21 protein-coding genes are annotated in these 25,855 nt (G+C 41.4%); 13 read left to right on the forward strand and 8 right to left on the reverse strand.

The window, feature by feature from the left end; genetic code table 11:
- Window positions 1-209 precede the first annotated feature (209 nt).
- Window positions 210-1,442, reverse strand: a complete 1,233-nt coding sequence (locus tag H5125_RS04135; protein ID WP_162022542.1) for a hypothetical protein — start codon at window positions 1,440-1,442, stop codon at window positions 210-212.
- A 285-nt stretch (window positions 1,443-1,727) separates the two neighbouring features.
- Entirely contained in the window at window positions 1,728-3,395 is a 1,668-nt protein-coding gene (ettA, locus tag H5125_RS04140; protein WP_011636506.1) for an energy-dependent translational throttle protein EttA, read from the reverse strand.
- A 261-nt stretch (window positions 3,396-3,656) separates the two neighbouring features.
- On the opposite strand from ettA, the gene glyA reads away from it, so the two are divergent.
- The 9 genes from glyA to H5125_RS04185 all read left to right on the forward strand — a co-directional run bounded on the left by glyA (window position 3,657) and on the right by H5125_RS04185 (window position 11,178).
- Entirely contained in the window at window positions 3,657-4,910 is a 1,254-nt protein-coding gene (glyA, locus tag H5125_RS04145) for a serine hydroxymethyltransferase (RefSeq protein WP_101085673.1), read from the forward strand.
- Between the two features lie 114 nt (window positions 4,911-5,024).
- Window positions 5,025-5,474, forward strand: coding sequence for a transcriptional regulator NrdR (gene nrdR / locus H5125_RS04150; RefSeq protein WP_011636508.1), 450 nt, complete (start codon window positions 5,025-5,027; stop codon window positions 5,472-5,474).
- 64 nt (window positions 5,475-5,538) lie between these two features.
- The gene (gene ribD, locus H5125_RS04155) at window positions 5,539-6,684 is read left to right on the forward strand and encodes a bifunctional diaminohydroxyphosphoribosylaminopyrimidine deaminase/5-amino-6-(5-phosphoribosylamino)uracil reductase RibD (RefSeq protein ID WP_101085671.1); all 1,146 of its coding nucleotides are present in this window, start codon (window positions 5,539-5,541) and stop codon (window positions 6,682-6,684) included.
- A gap of 63 nt (window positions 6,685-6,747) precedes the next feature.
- On the forward strand, window positions 6,748-7,407 hold the full coding sequence (locus H5125_RS04160) for a riboflavin synthase (protein ID WP_182743614.1): 660 nt from the start codon (window positions 6,748-6,750) through the stop codon (window positions 7,405-7,407).
- Window positions 7,408-7,510: 103 nt separating this feature from the next.
- Window positions 7,511-8,614, forward strand: coding sequence for a bifunctional 3,4-dihydroxy-2-butanone-4-phosphate synthase/GTP cyclohydrolase II (gene ribBA, locus H5125_RS04165; RefSeq protein ID WP_101085667.1), 1,104 nt, complete (start codon window positions 7,511-7,513; stop codon window positions 8,612-8,614).
- 123 nt (window positions 8,615-8,737) lie between these two features.
- Window positions 8,738-9,214 carry a 6,7-dimethyl-8-ribityllumazine synthase gene (gene ribE, locus H5125_RS04170; RefSeq protein ID WP_011636512.1) on the forward strand — a complete coding sequence of 159 codons (477 nt, stop codon included), beginning with the start codon at window positions 8,738-8,740 and terminating at the stop codon, window positions 9,212-9,214.
- A 13-nt stretch (window positions 9,215-9,227) separates the two neighbouring features.
- Window positions 9,228-9,632, forward strand: a complete 405-nt coding sequence (gene nusB / locus H5125_RS04175) for a transcription antitermination factor NusB (RefSeq protein WP_101085664.1) — start codon at window positions 9,228-9,230, stop codon at window positions 9,630-9,632.
- A gap of 87 nt (window positions 9,633-9,719) precedes the next feature.
- Window positions 9,720-10,676, forward strand: a complete 957-nt coding sequence (gene thiL, locus H5125_RS04180) for a thiamine-phosphate kinase (RefSeq protein ID WP_182743615.1) — start codon at window positions 9,720-9,722, stop codon at window positions 10,674-10,676.
- A 10-nt stretch (window positions 10,677-10,686) separates the two neighbouring features.
- Window positions 10,687-11,178: a phosphatidylglycerophosphatase A gene (locus H5125_RS04185; RefSeq protein ID WP_182743616.1), complete on the forward strand. Its 492-nt coding sequence runs from the start codon at window positions 10,687-10,689 to the stop codon at window positions 11,176-11,178.
- 155 nt (window positions 11,179-11,333) lie between these two features.
- On the opposite strand, the gene H5125_RS04190 is transcribed toward H5125_RS04185, so the two are convergent.
- The 6 genes from H5125_RS04190 to barA all read right to left on the reverse strand — a co-directional run bounded on the left by H5125_RS04190 (window position 11,334) and on the right by barA (window position 19,121).
- A complete protein-coding gene (locus H5125_RS04190) occupies window positions 11,334-12,476 on the reverse strand; it encodes a hypothetical protein (protein WP_182743617.1) in 1,143 nt (380 codons plus the stop codon).
- Window positions 12,477-12,547: 71 nt separating this feature from the next.
- Window positions 12,548-14,206 (reverse strand): DNA repair protein RecN, encoded by a 1,659-nt coding sequence (gene recN, locus H5125_RS04195; RefSeq protein ID WP_182743618.1) that lies wholly within the window; start codon window positions 14,204-14,206, stop codon window positions 12,548-12,550.
- Window positions 14,207-14,334: 128 nt separating this feature from the next.
- A complete protein-coding gene (locus H5125_RS04200; RefSeq protein ID WP_101085650.1) occupies window positions 14,335-15,303 on the reverse strand; it encodes an AEC family transporter in 969 nt (322 codons plus the stop codon).
- Window positions 15,304-15,391: 88 nt separating this feature from the next.
- On the reverse strand, window positions 15,392-15,592 hold the full coding sequence (locus H5125_RS04205) for a DUF3319 domain-containing protein (RefSeq protein ID WP_101085648.1): 201 nt from the start codon (window positions 15,590-15,592) through the stop codon (window positions 15,392-15,394).
- An 84-nt stretch (window positions 15,593-15,676) separates the two neighbouring features.
- A complete protein-coding gene (locus H5125_RS04210; protein ID WP_101085646.1) occupies window positions 15,677-16,273 on the reverse strand; it encodes a YjaG family protein in 597 nt (198 codons plus the stop codon).
- Window positions 16,263-19,121 (reverse strand): two-component sensor histidine kinase BarA, encoded by a 2,859-nt coding sequence (gene barA, locus H5125_RS04215; protein ID WP_182743619.1) that lies wholly within the window; start codon window positions 19,119-19,121, stop codon window positions 16,263-16,265. The genes H5125_RS04210 and barA overlap by 11 nt, the downstream gene beginning before the upstream one ends.
- Window positions 19,122-19,223: 102 nt before the next feature.
- On the opposite strand from barA, the gene rlmD reads away from it, so the two are divergent.
- The 4 genes from rlmD (at window position 19,224) to H5125_RS04235 (ending at window position 25,660) form a co-directional block, all read left to right on the forward strand.
- Window positions 19,224-20,603: a 23S rRNA (uracil(1939)-C(5))-methyltransferase RlmD gene (gene rlmD, locus H5125_RS04220; protein ID WP_182743620.1), complete on the forward strand. Its 1,380-nt coding sequence runs from the start codon at window positions 19,224-19,226 to the stop codon at window positions 20,601-20,603.
- Window positions 20,604-20,787: 184 nt separating this feature from the next.
- On the forward strand, window positions 20,788-22,995 hold the full coding sequence (gene relA, locus H5125_RS04225) for a GTP diphosphokinase (RefSeq protein WP_182743621.1): 2,208 nt from the start codon (window positions 20,788-20,790) through the stop codon (window positions 22,993-22,995).
- A gap of 91 nt (window positions 22,996-23,086) precedes the next feature.
- Window positions 23,087-23,908, forward strand: coding sequence for a nucleoside triphosphate pyrophosphohydrolase (gene mazG / locus H5125_RS04230; protein WP_182743622.1), 822 nt, complete (start codon window positions 23,087-23,089; stop codon window positions 23,906-23,908).
- A gap of 114 nt (window positions 23,909-24,022) precedes the next feature.
- Window positions 24,023-25,660: a CTP synthase gene (locus H5125_RS04235; protein ID WP_101085637.1), complete on the forward strand. Its 1,638-nt coding sequence runs from the start codon at window positions 24,023-24,025 to the stop codon at window positions 25,658-25,660.
- The last annotated feature ends 195 nt before the right edge of the window (window positions 25,661-25,855 follow it).

Here is a 25,855-nt window from a genome sequence, read left to right on the forward strand (position 1 = left end):
CCCGTGATTGATGCAAGCTTATTGTAATTATATTTGCTTAATTCAGCGTAAAGTAATGTAAATCTTTTAATTTTCTTTGTAACAAGGCGCATATCAATAGTGGGTTTTGATGATGCTATAACAACAAAAAAAGCCATATCCGAAGATATGGCTTTGATTTATGTCAGCCAGGCTGAACAAATAGTTATGTTAAAACACTGGTTGAAACATTACTTCTCGATAGGCTCGTTAGTAAATTCAATGTTTTGCTTTTTATTGACAGGTGTAACACCCATAAAGTATTCATAACCTTTATCTGATGATTTCTTTTTGGCATCATCATCACTTAACTTAATACTGGTTTGGTCTGAAAACAAGGTGTATTTAGCCTTAGTTTTTTGGACTACAGGCTGCGGTTTAGCTGATGGTTTAAGAATGCCTTTTGGGACTTCTGCTGTCACTGCTTTAGCTTGGTTGCTGGCTTTATTAGACGAAGCAACATTGGCAAATTTATAATTAAATACGCCATTGCCTTCAACATTTTCGACGCTTGATTTATCTTGATTTTGGTAAGACGCTAAAATGCCGTGTTTCCCTAAAGGGATCTCGTGAAAAAGTTTTTTACCCGTGCCTACTTTGGTGCCATTGATATACCAATCTGCTGGTACGTTACTGATTAAGGTAACCATCGCCGACTTAAGGCCTAATTCTTCATTTAACATTGAGTCAATTTTATCGTTATAAGAAGGCTTAAAGTTCATTGCCACTTTATAATGCAAATCGCCTCTCATATTCATATTGGCGTCGATAACTTCATATGACAATAAAACACTTTTGTCATTTAAAAACGGCGACTCATTACGAGTATTGGATAAAATGCTGCTTTTAGACTCTTTCAAACAATCTGCGATAGTTTGATATTTTGAACACTCAGTCGAACCATTAATATTGACTGGCAGTGTGCTGCTTGATTTAGATAAATCTGCAATTAAACGATTAGTAATATCAGTTTTGAGTTTAAATAGTTGCTGACTTTTAGCGGCACGTTTTTTATTTATCGCCTCATATTCAGTTAATATTTCAACTTTTTCAGTTTCAAGGCGTTTACTGTCTTCTTCTGCCTTTAGGGTTAATTCATCGACTAAATTGACAGACTCTTCAATTTGTTTATAGGTTTCTGGAAGCCCTGTTTTAGCCCGAATAACCTTAGGTAATTCTGTAATAAGCTCATCGTAGCGCTGCTGTTCTGAAACAATTGTTTTTTTCAGACCTTCAACGTCATAGGCTTTTTTATTAAGCTGTGAGAATTTGTCATTAACAGTGATTAGCAGAGAATCGATATCGTATTGATTTTCAATTTTATTGAGAGTCTGCTTTTCTGATGTGGTAATGACTTCGAGTGCCGCAAATGAGTTGCTTGCGTATAAGCACAATAAAGCAAGGCTAATTGAACCGTATCTCACTGATATCTCCATTAAATTTCTCTACAAGCTGGAACCATCGACACTCTGTATTGCGCTGAGTGTAATCAGCAAAGAGTAAAATAATCCGTTAATAATTTATAATACTGAAGTTATTTTGGCTTTACAAACAGATTGTGGTGCATTGCTCACAATAAATTGACAAATTTTTGACACTTGTCGAGATTTCGATCGTTAGTTTTGTAATAATCTTTTAAATAATGGCTAATATAATAAAGCAGAGCGCTGAGGCTCTGCTTTATTATTCAACACTTTATTGCAGACGAATTATTTATTTAAACGCTTGTATTTTAATCGATGCGGTTCTACTACATCGGTTCCTAAGGTGGCTTTTAACCAAGTTGAGTACTCAGTATAGTTACCTTCATAGAAGCTCACTTTACCTTCATCACGGTAATCCAAAATATGGGTCGCAATACGGTCAAGGAACCAACGGTCATGGGAAATAACCATTGCACAACCAGGGAACTCTAATAACGCTTCCTCTAACGCTCGTAAAGTTTCAACGTCCAAGTCGTTGGTGGGTTCGTCGAGTAATAATACGTTGCCACCGGCTTGTAATAACTTAGCTAAGTGAACTCGGTTGCGCTCACCCCCCGATAATGAACCAATTATTTTCTGCTGATCGCCACCACGGAAGTTAAAGCGGCCTACGTAAGCACGGCTAGAAATTTCAGTGTTGTTGATGCGCATAATATCTTGGCCGCCTGAAATTTCTTGCCACACGGTGTTTTTGTCATTCATGGAATCACGGAACTGATCAACCGACGCAATTTGAACCGAATCACCGACAGAAATAGAGCCGCTGTCTGGTTGTTCCTCGCCTGAGATCATTTTGAATAAGGTTGACTTACCCGCACCGTTAGCACCAATAATGCCGACGATAGCGCCCTTAGGAACCGTGAATGTCAAATCATCAATCAGTACGCGGTCACCATATGACTTGGTTAAATTAGTCACTTCAATGACTTTGTCGCCTAAACGAGGCCCTGGTGGAATAAACAGTTCATTGGTCTCGTTACGCTTTTGGTAATCGTTGGTGTTCAATTCTTCAAAGCGAGCCATACGGGCTTTACCTTTTGATTGACGACCTTTAGCACCTTGGCGTACCCACTCTAATTCTTTAGCAATGGTTTTTTGGCGGGCGCTTTCTGTGGACGATTCTTGGGACAAGCGCGCATCCTTTTGTTCAAGCCAAGATGAATAGTTACCTTCCCATGGAATACCTTCACCGCGGTCGAGTTCTAAAATCCAGCCAGCAGCATTATCTAAGAAGTAACGATCGTGGGTAATCGCCACCACAGTGCCGTTATATTCTTGTAAAAAGTGCTCTAACCACGCCACTGATTCTGCATCCAAATGGTTGGTTGGTTCGTCGAGTAATAGCATTTCTGGTTTTTCAAGCAATAAGCGACAAATGGCCACTCGGCGACGTTCACCACCAGAGAGTACGGCAATTTTCTCATCCCAATCGGGCAGACGTAATGCGTTAGCTGCACGTTCAAGAATATGATCAAGATTATGCGCATCTTGAGATTGGATGATGGCTTCTAATTCGCCTTGCTCTTTTGCAAGTGCGTCGAAGTCTGCATCGGGCTCAGCATAAGCAGAATAGACCTCGTCTAAGCGTATTAGTGCATTTTTAGCTTCGCTTAGGGCTTCTTCGACGGCTTCGCGCACAGTTTGTTGTTCGTTTAAGCGCGGCTCCTGCGGTAAGTAGCCAATTTTTAACCCAGGCATTGGGCGTGCTTCACCTTCAATTTCGGTATCTATTCCCGCCATGATGCGCAGCAATGTTGATTTACCTGAACCGTTTAACCCGAGCACACCAATCTTAGCGCCAGGAAAGAAGCTTAACGAAATGTCTTTTAATATTTGCTTTTTGGGTGGGACAATTTTACCCACACGAAGCATGCTGTATACAAATTGAGCCATAATTATACTGTCTAATTGTCAACAAAGATGGTGATAATTCTACTGTATTATGTGCTGAACTCAACAGGCAATTGTGTGATTTTATCTAGCGTGCTTTTTAGACTCAATTCGCTAAACAATCTGCTAGCTTGGTGTTATCAACATGAATCGTTTTGTATTCAGAACACAGTGAATTTCATGTTGTTTGTACTGTAAATCATTATCGTTGCAGAGTAGAATACCGCGCAACCCTACTATATAGATAATGATGTTGGAGCTACCATGTTGAAGAAAGCGATGAATATTGCGGATTATGATCCAGAATTATTTAAAGCCATTGAAGATGAAACTTGTCGTCAAGAAGAACACATTGAATTGATTGCATCTGAAAACTATACCAGTCCACGTGTGATGGAAGCGCAAGGTTCTCAGTTAACTAACAAGTATGCTGAAGGTTATCCAGGCAAGCGTTATTATGGTGGGTGCGAATACGTTGATGTTGTTGAAACATTGGCTATTGAACGCGCAAAAGAATTATTTGGTGCAACTTATGCCAACGTACAGCCTCATTCAGGCTCACAAGCAAACAGCGCAGTGTTTATGGCGTTGTTACAACCGGGTGATACTGTTTTAGGGATGAACCTTGCTCATGGTGGTCATTTGACCCATGGTTCACCAGTGAATTTTTCAGGCAAGCTTTATAACATCATTCCTTACGGTATCGATGAAGCTGGCAAAATTGATTATGACGAAATGGAACGTTTAGCCATTGAGCATAAGCCTAAGATGATGATCGGCGGGTTCTCTGCATTTTCAGGCATAGTCGATTGGGCTAAAATGCGTGAGATTGCTGATAAAGTTGGTGCTTATTTGCTTGTTGATATGGCTCACGTTGCAGGCTTAGTGGCTGCAGATGTTTATCCAACGCCAGTCCCACATGCACATGTGGTTACCTCAACAACTCATAAAACATTAGCGGGTCCGCGTGGCGGGATTATTATTTCTGCTGCCGATGATGAAGTGTTGTATAAAAAGTTGAACTCAGCGGTATTCCCTGGTGGCCAAGGTGGCCCTTTAATGCATGTAATCGCAGGTAAAGCGGTTGCATTTAAAGAGGCATTAGAGCCAGAGTTTAAAGTATATCAACAGCAAGTGGTTAAAAACGCTAAAGCTATGGTTGAAGTATTTTTAGCTCGCGGTTACAAAATTGTTTCTGGCGGTACAGAAAACCATTTAATGTTGGTTGATTTAATTGGTCGTGATTTAACCGGTAAAGAAGCAGATGCTGCATTGGGCAATGCCAACATTACCGTCAACAAAAACTCAGTACCTGATGATCCACGTTCACCGTTTGTCACCTCTGGTGTTCGTATTGGAACGCCAGCAATTACTCGTCGTGGTTTTAAAGAAGCAGAAGCGAAAGAATTGACCGGTTGGATTTGTGACATTCTTGATGATGCATCTAACGCCGAAGTGGCTGAACGAGTGAAAGGTCAAGTGTTGGCATTATGTGCCCGATTCCCTGTATACGGTTAATCGTCACTTGATGCCTGTTGAAAAGGTTTAGGTTAACCTTGCTCAACAAATAGGATAAACTTTAATGGCCGCTAATTGTTAGCGGCCATTTTGTTTTTTTCTGCAGGAGGTTCAATGCATTGCCCTTTTTGTAGCGCGACCGATACCAAAGTTATAGATTCTCGATTAGTGGCTGATGGTCACCAAGTACGTCGCCGCCGGGAATGTACCGAATGTCATGAACGTTTCACCACGTTTGAAGGCGCAGAATTAGTCATGCCTAGAGTCATCAAACGTGACGGCACTCGACAACCATTCGATGAAGAAAAATTGCGTGGCGGCATGCTACGTGCGGTCGAAAAACGCCCGGTCTCAATTGATGAAATTGAACAAGCATTGACTAAAATCAAATCAACACTGCGCGCGACAGGTGAGCGTGAGGTGAATTCTGAAATGATTGGTAATCTGATGATGGAACAGTTGATGAGCCTTGATAAAGTGGCATATATCCGCTTTGCATCGGTTTATCGCGCATTTGAAGATGTATCCCAATTTGGTGAAGCCATTGCTAAATTGCAAAAGTAATGCTGCTTAATAATATCTGTTTTAATGGTTTTAATGGCATTTAAGCAATAAGAGATTATCTCCCATGTCTAACTGGTCTACCTTTGACACCCAAATGATGAGCCGTGCCATCGCGCTTGCCGAGAAAGGCCGTTATACCACTCGGCCAAATCCTTGTGTTGGTTGTGTCATTGTTTATCAGAATAAGATTATTGGTGAGGGTTATCATCAACGTGCTGGCCAAGGACATGCCGAAGTTAATGCGCTGAAAATGGTGCATGATAATGGCTTGTCTGCTGAAGGTGCCACGGCGTATGTCACTCTTGAACCTTGCAGTCATTATGGCCGCACACCACCTTGTGCTTTAGGCTTAATTAATGCCAAAGTTGCCAGAGTTGTGGTATCGGTGACCGATGCAAATCCACAAGTGTCTGGTCGCGGTATAACCCTGTTACGTGAGGCTGGTATTAACGTTGATGTTGGATTGCTCAGCGAACAAGCCTATGACCTTAATCTGGGTTTTATGAAGCGGATGAAAACAGGACTTCCTTGGATAACGGTAAAGATAGCAGCCAGTTTAGATGGTAAAACGGCTCTGTCTAATGGCGTGTCGAAGTGGATTACTGGCAGTGCAGCAAGAGCTGATGTGCAAAAATACCGCGCTAGTCATTGTGCATTAATCACTGGTGTTGAAACCATTCTTGTCGATGACCCAAGCCTTAATGTGCGCTATGAGGCGTTAGGTGAGTTAACCACTCGCCATACAAAAGATGAAATCTTCCAACCTCTAAGGGTTGTGCTCGACAGTCGCGCAAGATTAACAGCAACACAGCAATTATTTTCAATTCAAAGTCCTATTTTACTGGTTTCTGGCTGTAATTATCCCGAAAGCACCAAAGCTGCATTTCCCGATCACGTATCATTTCTTCAGTTAACGTGTGACTCGTCAGGCAGAATCCCATTGTTAGCTTTGCTAACATATTTAGGTCAGCATACTAATTCTGTTTTAGTTGAAGCCGGTGCTACCTTAGCCGGAGCATTTGTCGCCCAAGGGCTCGTTGATGATATTGTGCTTTACCAGGCGCCTAAACTATTAGGTAGCCACGGACGTAATATGTTGCAGTTACCTAATTACAGTACAATGGAGCAAACGCCGGCACTGCAATTAATTGATGAACGCAACGTTGGACAAGATAAGCGTTATATCCTCAGATATAATCAACCCTATTAATGTGCGTGTTGTTCAGTCCAAAACCTGAGCAACAGCAAAGTTTAACTGCAAAAAGTGAGTATTATGTTTACAGGAATAATCGAAGCCCTTGGCACATTACGTAAAATTGATCGCAAAGGTAACGATATCCGCTTAACAGTTGCCAGCGGTAAGCTGGATTTAACCGACGTAAAGCTAGGTGACAGTATAGCAACCAATGGCGTGTGTTTGACCGTTGTTGAGCGTTTAGGTGATGGTTACGTGGCTGATATATCAGCTGAAACCGTTGACTTAACTTGCTTTAGTCGTTATCAGGTCGGTCAAAAGGTTAATCTTGAGAAAGCGGTTACGGCAACCACTCGATTAGGTGGACACATGGTAAGTGGACACGTTGATGGCATTGCAAAAGTTGAGCAATGCGCTTACAGAGGTAAATCACTAGAGTTTTGGTTATCAGTACCGGCCCAATTAAGTCGCTATATTGCTCACAAAGGCTCGATCACCATCGATGGTGTAAGCCTGACTGTTAATGAAGTTGATGGTGCTCGTTTTAGATTAACGATTGTACCTCACACTGCAGGTGAAACCACGCTGGTGGATTTAAAAGTAGGTGATAGTGTCAATATCGAAGTCGATTTAATCGCGCGTTATTTAGAACGTTTAATGCAACCGGAAACTAACCATGTGCAGCCTTCATCGGGCGTGACCATGGAGTTACTCGCTAAATCAGGTTTTTTACGTTAATCGCGACAGTAAAATACCATTTGTACCCTATACATAATATGCAATACCAATAGATTTAATGCCTAAGGTTTAAATCAAACACTTACTAAATAAAGGTCTGACAATGGCGCTACATAGCATAGAAGAAATCATTGAAGATATTCGTCAAGGTAAGATGGTTATCTTGATGGATGATGAAGACAGAGAGAATGAAGGTGATTTGATTATGGCCGCTGATAAAGTGACGCCAGCAGCAATCAATTTCATGGCAACCTATGGCCGTGGATTAATTTGTCAAACAATGACCAAAGAGCGTTGTCAGCAGCTTAATTTGCCTTTAATGGTTACCAATAATAATGCCCAGTTCTCGACTAATTTTACCGTATCAATTGAAGCGGCGACCGGAGTCACAACAGGTATTTCTGCTCATGACCGTGCCGTGACCGTACAAGCTGCCGTTGCCAAAGACGCCAAAGCCTCTGATTTAGTGCAACCTGGACATATTTTTCCGTTGATGGCACAAGAGGGCGGAGTATTAACCCGCGCTGGCCACACTGAAGCGGGTTGCGATTTAGCGCGCTTAGCTGGCTGTGAACCTTCAGGCGTCATTGTTGAGATTTTAAACGAAGATGGCACCATGGCGCGCTGTCCAGACTTAGAAATATTCAGTGAAAAACATGGGATTAAAATCGGTACTATTGCCGATTTAATCGAATACCGTAACACTAACGAAACTACCGTTGTACGTGAAGCTCAGTGTAAATTACCCACTCGTTTTGGTGAATTTACTATGGTGACGTTTAGAGACACTATCGATAATCAATTACACTACGCCTTGGTTAAAGATGAAGTAAAACCGAATTGTTTGGTGCGTGTGCATTTGCAAAACACCTTTAATGATTTGCTGCATTCTGAACGTGATCAAAAGCGCAGTTGGCCATTAGAAAAAGCCATGGAGCGGATTGCTTCCGAAGGTGGCGTTTTAGTACTATTGGGTAATGATGAACATACAAGTAATTTATTGGCCAAAGTAAAAGCCTTTGAAGCTGAAGATAATGGTCAATCTCCTGCGCCAGCAATGTGGCAAGGAACATCTCGTCGTGTTGGCGTAGGCTCACAAATTCTGTCGAGTTTAGGTGTCAGCACTATGCGTTTACTCAGTTCGCCAAAACGTTATCATTCACTGTCTGGTTTTGGTTTAGAAGTGACTGATTATATAGCTGAATAATTTTGGCTTATGGTAAATTTAACAAATTCATTAATTGCATAGCGCTCAGGGCTTTTGGCTGTGATATCATAACGCCTCTTTTTGCCCCGAGCCGGGTGCTTTAGCTAATTTAGGTAAGATAGAATGAACGTAGTTCAAGGTAATATCGAAGCGAAAAATGCCAAAGTGGCGATCGTAATATCGCGATTCAATAGCTTTTTAGTTGAAAGTCTGCTTGATGGTGCAATAGACACATTAAAGCGTTTCGGCCAGGTCAGTGACGACAACATTACTGTTGTTCGCGTACCTGGTGCAGTTGAATTACCGCTTGCAGCAAAACGTGTTGCAGCAAGTGGAAAGTTTGACGGTATCATTGCATTAGGTGCTGTCATTCGTGGCGGTACACCTCATTTTGAATTTGTTGCTGGTGAATGTAACAAAGGTCTTGCACAAGTTGCATTAGAGTATGATCTTCCTGTTTCATTCGGTGTATTAACTACAGATACCATTGAGCAAGCTATTGAGCGCTCGGGTACTAAAGCAGGCAATAAAGGTGGCGAAGCAGCCCTTAGTTTGCTTGAAATGGTTAATGTACTGCAACAACTAGAACAACAGCTGTAATAGTAGGAAAAGTATGAAACCTTCAGAGCGCCGTAAGGCCCGCCGTTTAGCCGTTCAAGCCATTTATTCATGGCAGTTAAGTAAAAACAAAGTTGCTGACGTAGAACATGAGTTTTTAACTGAACAGAACACTGACGGTGTTGATGTCGCTTATTTTCGTGAGTTGTTAACTGGTGTAGCATCAAAAACATCGCAAATTGATGAGCTGTTAAAGCCGCATCTTGATCGTAATTTTGAAGAAGTGTCACCAGTAGAAAAAGCCATTGTGCGTCTGGCAACTTATGAGTTGACCTTCCGTAAAGATGTGCCGTTTAAAGTGGCGATTAACGAAGGTATCGAGTTAGCGAAAGCGTTTGGTGCTGAAGATAGTCACAAATTTGTCAACGGCTTGCTTGATAAGTTAGTGAAGCATAAGTAACACCAGAACGGTATCTTCGGATACCGTTTTCATTTGTTATTAATTGTTTCAAAATTGAGGTGGACGGTTTACCGTACCAGACTGAATGTGAAAGAATTCCAACTCATTGAACATTACTTCTGCAATAAAGGCCTAAAAAGGCGCGATGTAGAATTAAGCATCGGCGATGACTGTGCGTTAGTGAATCCTGCAGACAATAAATCGATAGCGATTTCTTGTGATACCCTCGTTGAAAATGTCCACTTTTTAGCAAGTATTCCTGCTCATGCTTTAGGTTATAAATCGTTAGCGGTTAACCTTTCTGACCTCGCCGCCATGGGAGCAGAACCAGCCTGGTTTACCTTAGCACTGACGCTCCCCAATGTTGACCAGCCTTGGTTAGCACATTTTAGTGAAGGCCTGTTCGAGATTGCAGAATATTATGGTATTGCCTTAATTGGTGGTGATACTACCCGTGGACCTCGCAGTATCAGTATTACGATTAATGGTCAAGTTCCTAAAGGTACTGCATTAACTCGTGATGGTGCAAAAATTGGTGATTGGGTCTATGTCACCGGCACTTTAGGTGACTCAGCTTTAGGTCTTGATATCCTCAGAGGCGTTAAAACGGTTAACACTGAAGATAAAGAATATCTGATTAATCGTCATTATTATCCAACGCCTCGTGTTTTAGCTGGCCAAGCTCTGCGTACACTTGCCACCAGTGCTATCGATTTATCTGATGGCTTAATGCCTGATATTGGACATATATTAACGGCATCGAAAGTGGGCGCCATCATCGATGTGAATCTAATTCCGTTATCAAACTCAATTAAAGCCAATCTCAGTCATGAAGATGCATTAAGCTATGCACTCACGGGTGGTGAAGACTACGAGTTATTGTTTACGGTTCCAGAATCACAACGCGGCGCAATTGATACCGCGTTAATTCATGCTGGTGTCAAATTTGTAAAAATTGGTCAAATCTGTGCAGGTGATAAATTAAAACTAGTCGAAAATGGGTTGGAATTTAACCCGATTTCACGTGGCTTTGTGCATTTTTAATTGAAGTACTATGAGATTATTATCCCAAGATAAATTCGTAAAAAAGCTGTCTTTAGCCCATCCAATTCACTTTTTGGCATTAGGCTTTGGCAGCGGTAAAGCGGCAAAAGCACCGGGTACCTTTGGTACCTTAGCCGCGGTGCCCATAGTGTTGCTCATGCAACAGTTAAGCTTAACTAATTATCTGACCATTACCTGTATTTGCATGCTCGCTGGCTTTTATATTTGTGGCAAAGCAGCTAAAGATATGGGCGTACATGATCATGGTGCTATTGTGTGGGATGAAGTGGTTGGGTTGATGATCACCATGATTGCAGCGCCTTTAGGTTTTATGTGGTTAGCACTTGGTTTTATACTATTTCGCTTTTTTGATATCGTCAAACCATGGCCTATTCGCTGGCTTGATGCCAAAGTGCATGGCGGTTTTGGGATAATGATTGATGATGTATTGGCGGGAATCTTTTCGTTAATCTGTGTGCAGCTTGCGGTCTATTATCTATAACTGATTATCAATACCTGATTGTAAGTAGCTCATCATAATCAACGATTAGCAAAGAATTATAAATGCACTTATAAATCGTACCTAATACATAAAAAGAGCACATTTGTGCTCTTTTTTGTCGATAATACTCATACTAAATCAGTTGCAGCTACTTACTAGGATGATTTTGCGGTAAGTAGATTCGTCCGCAATTGCTCTAACTCTGTATTCATATTGGTTAAACGTTGTTTGTAATCTGTTCCATAAACAGTGCAATTAAATAGTTTACCAATCGGATTGTAGCGTAACATCCATAATTGCTGAAAATAATTGTCGTTAGCACAATAATTTGGTTCTTTGAGCGTGTGCATCGAGGTCGTTGAAACCGGTTCCTTTACTAAGCTGACAATATACTCAGCCATAAGATTGTCACTGTCTGTTGGCTTAAGCAACGCATAGGCTAACCATTTCTCATAAAAAGCCACGCTATCAGACTGCACTTCAATTAACATTTGTTCTGTAACGTTATGGGCAAAAAGCCATTCTCCAGAAAATATCCGTTCAAAATCACTATCAGTTAATTCGAAAGATGTTTGCCAAGCTGTGACTTTGGTTGCAACAGCTGCATCAGTGGTTTTAGCTAAGGTGCTAGCTAAATTAAGCTGATATTTGATCATGTTAACGGCAATCATATGATTGAGTGTTGAGCGAGATGAGTGATAAACCATATTCCAAAAATGTGCATCTTTGTTTAAAAATGCCACTGTAGCTTGTTGGTCAAGTTTGTTGTCAGATGTCTCTACACTTATTATCGCAGCAAGCTGACGAACATCTCTTAACTTAAAAAGCAGACCCCAATGAGCTTGATTGTTTGGGGTTAAAGACTGTGGTTCTTCTTGCCAATAAGGCATATCTAATAATGTATTATATTGTTGTATATTAGCTTTATGAGCGCCAATGACATTTCTAATACTATCGCTATTATCGCTAATAAATTGACTGCATATTATCAAATCCGTTTGATAACAAGCCGTTTTAAAGTTGTCAGTTAACTCAACTTCTTGCTCGCTGAAGCTGATTAATGGTTTTTTATCATTTGTTTTATCGTCTCCTATTGTGCCTACGATAGTAATTGCATACTCATAGCCATTTTCGCTAGGGTCGATAGGTTGCTGTTTTAGCCAGTTTTCAACTAAAAGAGTGTTAGGTGACTTTGTTCTGTCTGTTGCATTAATGGCCACTAAACAGACAACGGTAAATACCAGTAAGCTACATATTAGCCCGACAAAAATACCCAAGCCCTTTATTACTTTCATCATTATGATTTATCCGTAAATCTATTTTAACTTTACGTTAACATATTGATTTGCTTTTTATAAGTGCATAACGATTATTGCAACAACTCACGGGCATTCGCCAAGGTATTTTCGGTAATGACATCACCACCTAATAAGCGCGCAAGTTCATTCACCCGTTGATCTTTATCCAACGTCTGCATGGTCGTTTCGGTGTTGCCACCTTTATTAAATTTATTCACAAACATATGTTGATGACCATTACCTGCAACTTGCGGCAAATGGGTGACACACAATACTTGAGTTGATTCGCCAAGGCTGCGTAACATACGACCGACTACCGATGCTGTTGGTCCAGAAATACCCACATCAACTTCATCAAATATCAGTGTCGGAGTGGCGACTTTTTTAGCCGTGATCACTTGAATCCCTAATCCAATACGCGATAACTCACCGCCAGAGGCCACTTTAGAAATCGGTTGTAATGGTTGCCCAGGGTTTGTGGTCACCATAAATTCAATGCTATCGCAGCCATTAACTGAAATGTTGTCCGGATTATGATTAATCTGAATGGTAAATTTACCCTTAGGCATATTAAGCTCATGGATAGACTGGGTGACTAGCTTGTCCAATTCTTTGGCATAACGGCTACGACTTTGACTCAGTTTTTGTGCATTGGTTAAGTAGGCATTTCTGGTAGCTTCAAGTTGTTGTCTTATACCATCTAATTTAGTTTCGTCGTCAGCAAGTTCGGCTAATTCACTCATCAATGCTTGATGATGTAGCGCCAGCTTATCAGCACTCACATGATGTTTGCGCGCCAATTGCATTGCCGTTGAAAGACGTTTTTCTAAATAGGCAAAATGTTCTGGATCAAGCTCTAAACTGCTTAAATAACTTTCAATTTCGCTAGCGCTTTCTTGTACTTGAATTAACGCATCGCTGATCATAGTGCTGATAGGCGCAAGGGATTCATCATAGCCTTGAAGCGTATCAGCAATACTGGCCACTTTATTAAGCAGAGATTCTATATTGCCTTCATCACTTTCGGTCAATAAATGCAAACCTGCTTGGCAACGTTCAATTAAATCTGTGCCATTGGCTAAGCGTTTGTGTTCTTGTTCTATTTCATCAAATTCTTCCAAGCCTAAGTTGAACTCATTAAGCTCTTCTACTTGATATTGCAGTAGCTGTTGACGCGAAATACGTTCGTGCTGAGCTTGTTCAAGATGCTTTAGCTCGTTTTCCACTTGTTTGCAGCGTTGATAGCTAGCGCTAACGCTATCGAGCAGTATTTTGTGGTTAGCATAGTGGTCGAGTAGGTTTAATTGATGCTCGCTTTTAAGCATTGCGTGATGAGCATGCTGGCCGTGAATACCAATCAATAAGTGACCGATGGCTTTTAATTGCGTCACGGGCACAGGATTACCATTAATGTAGGCTCTTGAGCGGCCATCACTGTTAATGGTTCGACGTAATATGCACTCATCTTCAGCATCAAGATCGCTATCTTCAAGCCAGCGTTTGGCTAAAGGTACATCATGAAGGGTAAACCTTGCACTCACTTCGGTTTTGGAGGCTCCAGGCCTGACAGTGTTGGCATCACTTCGATTACCAAGGCATAACCCAAGCGCATCGATAGCAATCGATTTGCCTGCACCTGTTTCGCCGGTGATGCTTGTCATACCGGCTTTAAAGTCGAGCTCTAAAAAACGCACGATAGCAAAATTGTTGATGCTGAGTTGGCAAAGCATAATAAATTCCTGTCAATGAAACCACCAAACCACTGTATTGATAAACAGTATATACTGATTTTATATACAGTAAAGTGGTTGAGGAATAATTATCGCTGACTATTTTATCATCTAGATTTGATTGATCATTAAGCAATGGATTTTAAAAGTGTTTCTATTATCGGCAAACTGATAAAAGTGATTAATGTGCCATATAAAATACCTTGGGCGCTGACATTGGCGTTAATTTGGTAGCGGTCGGCCAAAAGGTACACACTTGCTGCTGTCGGTAACGCTGCCAAAATGACTCCCATGGTCAGTAATTCCTTTTCTACGCCGAACAGTTTGAGTAAACCAAAGGCAATTAAAGGTTGAATAATTAGCTTGAGTAAATTGATTAAGTTCAGTTCCGCAATCAAACCAACACTGAACATTTTTGTGCCAGATTGATGTCGTAATGCTTTGGCAAGTACCATTCCTATAGCAAACAGTGCACATGGGCTAGAGGTATTTCCCACCTGATGTAGCATTAAGGCCAAACTATCCGGTAAGGTAATATGCAGTGCTGATAAACCGATGCCAATAACACTGCCAACCACGATTGGGTTTTTATACAGGGCATTAGCCATGATGACGATGGCATGGTCGGTTGATTGTTTATCACGGCTGGCTAGCTCAATTGATACTAAAGCAAAAGCAAACATGAACACCGACAACAAGCTGGCAATCGCTGCAGCGACTAATGCCATTTTATGACCTGGGAATAATAAACTCAGCAATGGAATGCCAATAAATGCGGTATTACCAAACGTAGCATTTAATGCGCGCATGGCGGCAACTGCTTGTTTTTTAGGTGTGCGAATTAGTGATACAACAATCACTAAAGCATAAGTGATGATCATCGCCAGACTAAACCCACCGATAAAGCCCCATTGAATAATGTCTTCAATGCGCGTTTCAGCTAGCACAATCAGTAATATAGCGGGGAAAGCAATGTAATAAACAAACTGATTGAGGATCAAATCGGTGTCTGCTGGCAACAGTCGCATTTTTTGAACAATACTGCCGAGCAGCATAATAATAAATACAGCGATTAGCGGGGTAAGAATACTGGACATCCCTCGCAATTCCTTAGCAAAATGATAATAAGGTCACTTTACTGCTTTTCGATAGGCGGATGCAATTAGGCTAAAGTTAAACGAGTGATTATTTGTCAGATTTTAAGGCTAAATTCGCTTTTGATATTTTCGGTGGAGGTAATATTCCAAGTTCAGAAAAAAAATGCACTTGCCGTCTTAACTCAAATAACGAACCCACTCGTACTTGATTGCCAATCACTAGCGTCCAGTTATCAGTTTTACCATTGGTGTTACTGAAAGTGAAACCTTGATAAAAAATTCTTCTCATGGCGCGACACCTAATAAAAAGCCTGAATAATTTCAGGCTAAATGACGTTTATTGGCAGTAACCGATCCGTGCTACAAGTTTTTGCTACAGGCTAATACCAATATTAGACACACCTGCTTCGATAATATCTTTACGTAAACCTTTAACCAGTTCGCTGGTTATGTCTGGATTGGCTTCGACAATGTCGAGTAACATGCCTTGTAATTCTTTTTCTTGTTCCATTACTGGGTGAGAAAAAACAAACTCATCGAGTTCTTCATCCATTAATGACTCATCGCTAATAGCTTCAATATAATTGGCGACAGTACTTGATGATAACTTACTGATGTTAGTAATATCTTCTTCAATTTTTCCATCTATCGCACCCATTAAGGTGGCAATGGCTACAGCCGCATCCATGGCGGGATAAGCACCATAGGCTTCAAACTCGCTAGGATCAGGGGTGTTTTCATCGAGGCGCTGTAAATGCACATCAATATTGAACTTAAGCTTTTTGTCATATTGGCTTTGCCATAATAACTCTAGCGCAGTACTTAATACCTGCGGTTGGCCAAATTCACATACTTCAGAAAATAATTGATAGTTTGGGAGCATTCTTTGACACAGTGCGAGTGCAAAAAGTTGCTTCTGAGGTAACGACAATGCCTTTAGGCGTTTAAAAAAACCGGTTTTACTGGTCATTGGGAACATCCACTGATAGCTGGTTTATCACTTGATTTGCAGCTGATTCTACCTTAGTTAACTCATCAAGTAACTCTAGTATTTCAGGTTCTAGGTCATCGATGTCAATTTTATGCTTTAATGCTGACTCAATATCCCGGCAGAGCTTTTGTGTTGTCGGTACACCGCAATAACATGTTGCACCATGCAGTTTATGCACTGCCTGCAACAGTGTCTCTGCATCTCTGGCTATTAATGCTTTATCGATAGTTGCGGTTGTTTCCGGTAATGAATTAACTAACATCTTTAACATGTCTAAGGCTAAATCAGTTTTCTGGTTTGCTTGGGTTAAACATAAATCCCAATTGAGAACATGGGTGTCGAAATGAGTAAATTGAGGTTTAATTATCCAGCGGCTGATAACGCTTTTTAGTGATAATTCATCAATCGGTTTAGGCAAGAAACCATCCATACCGCTAGCTAAAATATTCTCACGCTCTTCTGCTATAGCATGTGCCGTTACTGCAATAATCGGCGTATTACGGTTGAGTGATTCTGAACGTATTTGCTGGGTTGCGGTTATGCCGTCGGTTCCTGGCATTTGAATATCCATGAAGATTAGGTCAAATGCTTGTTTTTTAGCTTGTTGAATCGCATCGGCGCCATTATTAACGGTCACCACATTGTCGACTAGTTCTTTGAGCAAAGTATCAATTAACTTTAGATTGGCCATGTTGTCGTCAACGGCTAATACTGATGCATTGAGGCGTTGTGTTACATCAAGATTTATTTGCTCAGGTAAACTGACAAAAGTAGAAGGTACTGGTGGATATATTAAATGATGCGCTAGGGTAAAATCGCTCACTGGGGTGCTGAGCAACACATCTGCGTTGACTTTTAGCACATTGATTATCATGTCTTGGTCTAGACAGTCATGTAATAAAATCAGACAGTCGGTATGTTGTTTGGCTTGCTGTAATAAATGGATAAAAGACGCATTGTCGGCAAAACCATGGCAGCTCATGATGATGTAATCAAATTTGCTGTTTTTAGTTTGTAACACGGAGGTGAGATTTTCTGGATTGGCCACATTAGTGATAATTAATTGCCACGACACTAAGCGGCGATTTAATGTATCGCGGGTTAATTCCCGTGGTTCATATAATAAGATTGATTTATGTTGCAATGCATCAACCGGCAACACTTCGCCAATTTCAAATTGACTGATCCCAAGTGGCAGAATAAACCAGAAATTTGAGCCTTTATTGGGGGCCGAGGTAAAGCCTATCTGGCCACCCATCTGGTTGATTAAGCGTTTAGTAATCACTAAGCCCAATCCTGTGCCTCCAAAGCGACGTGAAATGGATGAGTCGGCTTGACCAAATGCTTGGAATAAATATTCTTGCTGACTCTCATCAATACCAATACCGGTGTCAATAACTTCGCAGCGCAGGGTAATGTTATCTTCGTCCTGACCCACTAAGTGTATTTTGAGTATGACACTGCCTTTGTCGGTAAACTTAATAGCGTTACCGACTAAGTTAGTAATAATCTGGCTGACTCTCATCGCGTCGCCACTGACACTTTCTGGCACATTAGCATCAATGTCGATAACCAGTTCTAGGCCTTTCTCTTGTGCACTACCGGCAATAATAGTCAGGGTTTCAGTTAGCGTTTCTCGCAGTGCAAAAGGCATTTTTTCTAATATCATTTTACCGGCTTCAAGTTTAGAGAAGTCGAGAATATCGTTAATAATACCCAGTAGGTTACTGGCGCTGCGTTCAATGGTTTTTATGTAGTCGAGCTGGCTAGTATGCAGAGGTGTTTTTAATAACTGTCTTGCAAATCCTATGACACCATTGAGTGGTGTACGTAACTCGTGCGACATGTTGGCTAAGAATTCTGATTTTATCCGACTCGCTTCAAGCGCGCGTTTTTTGGCAATATCGAGCTCAACGTTTTGAATTTCAATCTGCTCGAGGGTTTCGCGTAAATCAGAGGTTGCTTGATCAATATTTTGCTGCATTTCATCGTGATATTCTGACAATGAACTTGCCATTGCGTTGATCCCTCGTTTGAGTAGATCCAGTTCCCCAATCAAGTTGCCTTCTAGGCGAGTGTCGAGTTTACCTTCACGAATTTTGGCTACCACTCGCACCATTTCGGTAATGGGGTAGTTCACGTGTTTGACTAAGCGGAAGGTAAAAAATAGGTTAAATTGCACGCCGATTAATACGATAATAAACGCCGCTATAGCCGCTCGATGTTGTTCGAGCAAGGCGTTCTCTTTATTTAGTAATACTGATATGTAGCCTAATATTCGCTCTTGTTGATTATTGTAAATTGGCGCAACGACACCATTGGTAGAGGCATTATTATCGATGTCGCTGTTACTTTGACGATTTATACTGGCAACATGTTTTTGTTCTAACCCAGTATGGGATATTATTGGCACACGAATGACTAAGGTATCGCCAATCGTTTCATGTTCTGTACCGATTAAGTTTGCCAGCGTTTGTTTGTAACGCATCGTTTCAAAATCTTTGTGGTAGTGCGAAGTGACAAATAGTTGGTTTTCGGCATCAAAAACAGCAATAGATAAGATTAGCGATGCATTGTTTATCTGCGAGGCGGCGAGTAAAAGTTTAGTTGATTCACGGTCTTGAGTGATAATACCAAATTCACTGGCAATGGCTAATGGCTCAACAATGTTGCTGCCTTTTTCAATTAAGGTTTGTTCCAATTCATAAAAGCGGTTTATCGTGAAATAACTTCCAAGTAGAATACCCACTACAATAGTGGGCGCTAACGCAAGTACCAGAACCCAAGAGCGTAGGCTGTATTTGGTCATATTGTTGGCACTTTTCATGGCTGTTAGGTATATCCCTGTTACTAAATCGCTGTTATTCCGTCTAGACTGCCAGATATGGCGCACTCTTGACTAGTTTTTTATTCAATACCTGAGGCCGAAATGGCACAATTTTTCCAAGCAAAACCGAACAAATCTAAGCAATTATCAGCAAAGTTAAGCCTCAGTGTCACTCAACTTGACCATTTAGGTGCAGGCATAGCGCAACATCAAGGCAAAATAGTGTTTATTCCGGGAGTCTTACCGGGAGAGACCGCTACGGTGCAATTTGTCGAACAAAAGAAAAGCTACGCTAAAGCCAAGCTCATCAATATTGAGTCTGCATCGGCTAATCGAATCAAACCTCATTGCCCACATTATCAACAATGTGGCGGTTGTGATTTGCAGCACATGGACACTAATGCGCAACGCGAGCATAAGCAAACCGCCTTGGTTGATTTAATCAGCAAGCTGTCGAGTGCTAAAGCCATTGATGCTGATATTATCGCTGACCCTATAGTGGGTGAGGCCTGGCATTATCGCCGACGCGCAAGATTGGCCACATTATTTGATAAAAATACTCAGCGGTTACAACTTGGGTTTCGCGCCGGAAATAGCAATAAAATTGTTTCCATTCAGCAGTGCCCAGTGTTATCTGAGTCATTGTCTGCTTTGATTACTCCATTAGCGGCTAATTTAAATCAACTTAAAGCTAAGGCCAGTTTAGGGCACGTTGAACTCACCCAAGCTGATAACGGTAATTTTGCGGTAGTAAGAGTGACTAAAGTGTTGCCAGCATCTGATATTCGCTGGTTAACGGGCTTTGCCGAAAAACACCAGCTTAACTTATTATTGCAAGATGATGCTGGTCAATTAACCCAATTGTTCCCCTTGCTGCCTGTTGTTGATGCCGCGGGTGATGAAGCTGTCGCGTTACCTTATTATCATCTTGCACAGGAGGCTGTTTGTTGTTCATTCACTCCTGGTAATTTTGTCCAAGTTAATGGTGCTATTAATCAGGCCATGGTCGATCAAGCCATCCAATGGTTAGACCCTCAACCAGGTGAGCGTATTTTAGACCTATTCTGTGGTGTGGGTAATTTCAGTTTACCGTTGGCATTAAAGGCAGCAGAAGTCATTGGTGTTGAAGGTGTGCCTGAAATGGTGCAACAAGCCAAGCAAAACGCTGTCGACAACCAATTGGATAATGTGACTTTCTATCATGCGGATTTAAGTGCTGATCTATCGACACAAACATGGTTAGGCAAAATTGATAAACTGTTGCTGGACCCTGCTCGAGCAGGTGCTTTTGAAAGTTTACAATGGTTACAGAAAATGCAACCTAAAAAAGTGGTGTATGTTTCATGTAATCCGGCAAGTTTAGCGCGTGACAGTAGTGTATTATTAGCCAGTGGATATCGAATTGCCCAAGTAGGATTAGTCGATATGTTTCCGCAGACGCATCATATTGAAGCCATGGTGTTATTTGAATTAAATATTTAAACAACGATTTTTTAGCCGCTTACGATAGGTATGCTAAAAAATTAGCCAACTGAACGCTATTGAATTGACAAAATAATATTGCGCTTCAAGATAGGTTGTTCAGTTGGTGTTAACACCATATATGCACACTATGCCATGTGCATATGGTTGGATGTCAGTCGGTCATGCGGCTAAGGAAGGGTTCATGGTATCTGTTCGCGAAGCACATTTTAATACGCAAGTATTCCAATTAGATGAGTGGGTCGCTCGTTATCTCGACGACAAAGATGATGCTCAGAAGTTATTGGTATTGATCCAGCAAGTTGAGGCCTTACCGGTTAGAAACAAACTGGCCCATACTGAGCTGCTTGCGCGTGCTCGCGAAATGATCGAAATCTTAGCGCCGCTGAATATGGACATCGAAACGCTACAAGCCGCAGTATTATTTTTGCTATTCGATGCTGGCGTTCTCAATGACGAACAAATCCTAGAGCAATACGGTGAAAACCTTGCAAGGTTAGTTGCCAGCGTTGTGACCATGAATGCCATTGGCGCATTAAAAGTCAGTCAAAATTCGCGCGATGCCGAACCTCAAATAGATAACATCCGAAAAATGTTATTGGCCATGGTTGAAGATGTTCGTGCCGTAGTGATCAAATTAGCCGAACGTGTATGCTTACTGCGTGCGGTAAAAAACGCCGATGAAGAAACTCGGGTATTATTAGCACGAGAAATTGCTGATATTTATGCGCCATTAGCAAACCGCTTAGGCATTGGTCAATTAAAGTGGGAGCTTGAAGATATTTCTTTTCGCTACTTGCATCCAACTGTTTACAAAGACATTGCCAAACAGCTTGATGGTAAACGTGTCGACCGCGAAGTGTTTATCGACAAGTTTGTGACTCAGTTGCAGCAGCGTTTAGATAGCGATGATATTCGCGCCAAAGTGTACGGCCGCCCGAAGCACATTTACAGTATTTGGCGAAAAATGAAGGGCAAAGATCTCAAGTTTGATGAGCTTTTTGACGTCCGAGCTGTACGTATTGTCACCGAAAGATTACAAGATTGCTATGGCGCGTTAGGGGTTGTGCATGACCTTTGGCACCACATTCCGCGTGAGTTTGACGATTACGTTGCAAATCCAAAACCGAACGGCTATCAATCTATTCATACCGTAGTTGTTGGTCCTGAAGGCAAAACCGTAGAAATTCAAATTCGTACCGAGGCGATGCATCAAGATTCTGAACTTGGGGTTGCCGCGCACTGGAAATACAAAGAAGGTGCCAGCAATACCAAACAAACGGGTTACGAAGAAAAAATTAACTGGTTGCGTAAAATTTTACAGTGGCAAGAAGATGTCGCTGAAAGTGGTAATTTGGTTGACGAAGTCCGTAGCCAAGTATTTGAAGACCGAGTCTATGTATTTACCCCAAGTGGTGAAGTCGTTGATTTACCTTTAGGTTCTACCGTACTCGACTTTGCTTATTATATTCACTCTCAAGTGGGTCATAAGTGTATTGGTGCAAAAGTCGACGGCCGCATTGTGCCATTCACTTACCAAGTTGAAACGGGTGAGCGCATTGAAATTATCACGTCAAAAACACCCAATCCAAAACGTGACTGGCTCAATCTTAATTTAGGTTATATCAAGTCGTCACGTTCGCGTTCAAAAATTCAACATTGGTTTAAGCAACAAGACCGCGATAAAAATATTGCCGCGGGTAAAGAAATGCTTGAGTCTGAATTAGCCCGAGTGGGTCTTAAAGTTAAAGATGCGGCAGTGGCGGTAGAGCGCTTTAATTTAAACTCTATGGATGACATGCTGGCGGCTATCGGTGGCGGCGATTTACGCTTAAATCAAGTGGTTAATTTTACCGATACCAAAATTCGCAAAGTAGAAGACACTGACGAAAACTTACTTGAAGACATTATAAAGAAAGCGTCGCATAAGCCTAAAAAGTCGAGTAAAGGCCAAGTCGAAGTTAATGGTGTTGGTAATTTAATGAGCCACATTGCGCGTTGTTGCCAACCCGTTCCCGGCGATGAAATTTTTGGTTATATTACTATGGGACGGGGTATTTCTGTGCACCGTAGTGATTGCGAGCAAGTGAAAGAATTAATGCGTGCCCACCCAGAACGCAGTGTCGATGTGATTTGGGGTGAAAACTACTCTGGTGGTTATCGTATTCGCGTTAGAGTACTTGCCCATGATCGCAGTGGCTTATTACGAGATTTAACCACAGTGCTAGCGGCAGAGAAATCCAATGTGATGGCCATGAGTTCATCTTCTGATGTTAAAAGCCAAACGGCCACCGTAGAGCTTGAACTTGAATTGTATAATTTAGATGGTTTATCACGGATTCTCGGTAAACTGTCGCTTGTTGATGGTGTGATTGAGTCGCGTCGATTATAACGTAATTAACATCATGGACTTATCTTGAAGGCATCTACTTGTTAGGTGCCTTTTTCATTAGATTTTATCTTTACAATAGAGGACCGTTTCTGTGGCAGATATTCAATCGTTACTGACCATCATGCAGCAATTGCGCAACCCCGAGTCTGGTTGTCCTTGGGATCAAGCGCAAGATTTTGCCAGTATTGTGCCCTTTACCTTAGAAGAAGCTTATGAGGTTGTTGATACTATTGAGCGACAAGCATGGGAAGAGTTACCTGATGAACTGGGCGACTTATTGTTTCAGATAGTGTTTTATTGCCAATTAGGGCAAGAGCAAGGTAAGTTCGATTTTTCGACGGTAGTGGCGCGAATTAGCGATAAGCTTATTCGCCGTCATCCACATGTATTTGCTCAGTCAGAAAACAACGTTGTTGGTGCCATCACCAATACTCACGATTTAAGCCAAGCGTGGGATTCGTTAAAAGCCAATGAACGTCAGCAAAAAAAATTGCACTCAGCGTTAGATGATATCCCTCAAGCATTACCCGCGTTATCTAGAGCACGAAAAATTCAACATCGAGTGGCTAAAGTTGGCTTTGATTGGGCCGAGCTTGAGCCTGTTGTTGCCAAAATACATGAAGAAATGAATGAAGTACTGGTAGAAGTTAATCTACGACATCAAGACCCTGAATTTTATCAACCGAGAATTGTTGATGAAATGGGCGATTTATTGTTTGCTGTAGTGAACCTTGCTCGTCATTTAAACGTTGATCCTGAACAAGCACTACGTCAAGCCAATCATAAATTTGAACGTAGATTTAGAGGGGTTGAGCAATGTGTAGACAATAGTGGAAAACCGATACAACAGCATAGCTTGGAAGAATTAGACCACTATTGGAATGTGGTAAAACAACACGAAAACATAAATTAAGCTAAAATTAGCGCGTTTAAGTTTGTCGAAACGAGGTGGCTTTGCTATAATATCGCCCCGTCCTAGTGCTTTCTTACAAGCACGTTTTTTCCAACACATTTTCTCAGGTTCAGCATGACTACAAGGTATATCTTCGTTACTGGTGGCGTTGTTTCATCACTAGGTAAAGGCATTGCAGCAGCTTCGCTCGCGGCAATTTTAGAGGCGCGTGGCCTCAATGTAACCATTATGAAACTTGACCCCTATATTAACGTCGATCCGGGTACCATGAGCCCAACTCAGCACGGTGAAGTTTTCGTGACTGAAGATGGTGCTGAAACCGATCTCGATTTAGGTCATTACGAACGTTTCATTCGTACTAAAATGAATCGTCGCAATAACTTTACTACTGGTCGTATTTACGAAGAAGTGATTAGTAAAGAACGTCGTGGTGATTATTTAGGCGCAACCATTCAGGTTATTCCACACATTACTAACGCGATTAAAGAAAAAGTGTTAGCTGGTGGTGAAGGCCATGATGTCGCGATTGTAGAAATCGGTGGCACGGTAGGTGACATTGAATCATTGCCGTTTCTTGAATCTATTCGTCAGTTAGGTTCTGAATTAGGACGCGAACGTACACTATTTATGCATTTAACCTTAGTGCCGTTCTTAGGCGCTGCAGGCGAAATTAAAACCAAGCCGACGCAACACTCTGTTAAAGAGTTGCGTTCAATTGGTATTGCACCGGATGTACTGGTTTGTCGTGGCGACCGTGCAATTCCTGCCAATGAAAAAGCTAAAATTTCGTTATTCTGCAACGTAGAAGAACGTGCGGTTATTTCATTAAAAGACGTTGATAGCATCTACAAAATCCCTGCGTTATTACGCTCGCAAGGATTAGATGATTTAGTCATCAAACGTTTTAATTTAGCGTGTAACGAAGCTGATTTGTCTGAGTGGGAAAACGTTATTTATCAAGAAGCCAATCCAAATGGTGAAGTCACTATTGGTATGGTAGGTAAGTACATTGAACTCCCTGATGCATACAAGTCGGTGAATGAAGCATTAAAGCATGCAGGCTTAAAAAACCGTGTAACAGTGAACATTAAGTACATTGATTCACAAACAGTTGAAGCTAAAGGCGAAGAAGTATTGCAAGGCCTAGACGGTATTTTAGTACCAGGCGGCTTTGGCGAACGTGGCGTAGAAGGCAAGATTTTTGCTGCCAAATTTGCTCGTGAAAACAATCTTCCGTACTTTGGTATCTGTTTAGGTATGCAAGTAGCATTAATTGAATTTGCTCGCCATGTAGCAGGTTTAGAAGGTGCGCACTCAACTGAGTTTAATCCACAGACACCTTATCCGGTAGTGGGTTTAATTACTGAGTGGATTAATGAAGAAGGGGATGTCGAAACGCGTCATGAGTCTTCAGATTTAGGTGGCACTATGCGTTTAGGCGCTCAGCTATGTCATTTAAAAGAAGGCACAAAAGCGGCATTAGCCTATGATTCTGCAACCTGTGTTGAACGTCATCGTCACCGTTACGAAGTGAATAACAACTACATCGATCGCCTAGAAAAGGCCGGCTTAGTGTTTAGTGGTTTATCATCTGATCGTAAACTGATTGAGATGATTGAATTGCCTAATCACCCATGGTTCGTTGCGAGTCAATTCCACCCAGAATTCACCTCAACACCGCGCGACGGTCATGCATTATTTGAAGGGTTCATAGCCGCTTCTTATGCGTATCAAAAACGCGATATCGATTAATGAATCAGCCGCTAATGTATCCATTAGCGGCTTTTTTATTCAAGATACTTGCGTTAGATCATATAATCGCATTGATGGCGTGTAACTGCAGTGAAAACTAAGTTGATGCAAAGTCTAATTCGATTTATCCTAAGCACTAACCGATTTAAAATTACTAAACTGAAAGTTATATACCAATAAATCTGCTTTTTTAAG

Source organism: Shewanella sp. SR44-4 (assembly GCF_014163715.1).
Taxonomy (GTDB): Bacteria; Pseudomonadota; Gammaproteobacteria; order Enterobacterales; family Shewanellaceae; genus Shewanella.

What these genes read in the sequence shown, in the direction of transcription:
- ettA (WP_011636506.1), bottom strand. Translation starts at nt 3,395, where the DNA reads ATGGCTCAATTTGTATACAGCATGCTTCGTGTGGGTAAAATTGTCCCA.
- glyA (WP_101085673.1), top strand. Translation starts at nt 3,657, where the DNA reads ATGTTGAAGAAAGCGATGAATATTGCGGATTATGATCCAGAATTATTT.
- nrdR (WP_011636508.1), top strand. Translation starts at nt 5,025, where the DNA reads ATGCATTGCCCTTTTTGTAGCGCGACCGATACCAAAGTTATAGATTCT.
- ribD (WP_101085671.1), top strand. Translation starts at nt 5,539, where the DNA reads ATGTCTAACTGGTCTACCTTTGACACCCAAATGATGAGCCGTGCCATC.
- H5125_RS04160 (WP_182743614.1), top strand. Translation starts at nt 6,748, where the DNA reads ATGTTTACAGGAATAATCGAAGCCCTTGGCACATTACGTAAAATTGAT.
- ribBA (WP_101085667.1), top strand. Translation starts at nt 7,511, where the DNA reads ATGGCGCTACATAGCATAGAAGAAATCATTGAAGATATTCGTCAAGGT.
- ribE (WP_011636512.1), top strand. Translation starts at nt 8,738, where the DNA reads ATGAACGTAGTTCAAGGTAATATCGAAGCGAAAAATGCCAAAGTGGCG.
- nusB (WP_101085664.1), top strand. Translation starts at nt 9,228, where the DNA reads ATGAAACCTTCAGAGCGCCGTAAGGCCCGCCGTTTAGCCGTTCAAGCC.
- H5125_RS04185 (WP_182743616.1), top strand. Translation starts at nt 10,687, where the DNA reads ATGAGATTATTATCCCAAGATAAATTCGTAAAAAAGCTGTCTTTAGCC.
- H5125_RS04190 (WP_182743617.1), bottom strand. Translation starts at nt 12,476, where the DNA reads ATGATGAAAGTAATAAAGGGCTTGGGTATTTTTGTCGGGCTAATATGT.
- recN (WP_182743618.1), bottom strand. Translation starts at nt 14,206, where the DNA reads ATGCTTTGCCAACTCAGCATCAACAATTTTGCTATCGTGCGTTTTTTA.
- H5125_RS04200 (WP_101085650.1), bottom strand. Translation starts at nt 15,303, where the DNA reads ATGTCCAGTATTCTTACCCCGCTAATCGCTGTATTTATTATTATGCTG.
- H5125_RS04205 (WP_101085648.1), bottom strand. Translation starts at nt 15,592, where the DNA reads ATGAGAAGAATTTTTTATCAAGGTTTCACTTTCAGTAACACCAATGGT.
- H5125_RS04210 (WP_101085646.1), bottom strand. Translation starts at nt 16,273, where the DNA reads ATGACCAGTAAAACCGGTTTTTTTAAACGCCTAAAGGCATTGTCGTTA.
- barA (WP_182743619.1), bottom strand. Translation starts at nt 19,121, where the DNA reads ATGAAAAGTGCCAACAATATGACCAAATACAGCCTACGCTCTTGGGTT.
- rlmD (WP_182743620.1), top strand. Translation starts at nt 19,224, where the DNA reads ATGGCACAATTTTTCCAAGCAAAACCGAACAAATCTAAGCAATTATCA.
- relA (WP_182743621.1), top strand. Translation starts at nt 20,788, where the DNA reads ATGGTATCTGTTCGCGAAGCACATTTTAATACGCAAGTATTCCAATTA.
- H5125_RS04235 (WP_101085637.1), top strand. Translation starts at nt 24,023, where the DNA reads ATGACTACAAGGTATATCTTCGTTACTGGTGGCGTTGTTTCATCACTA.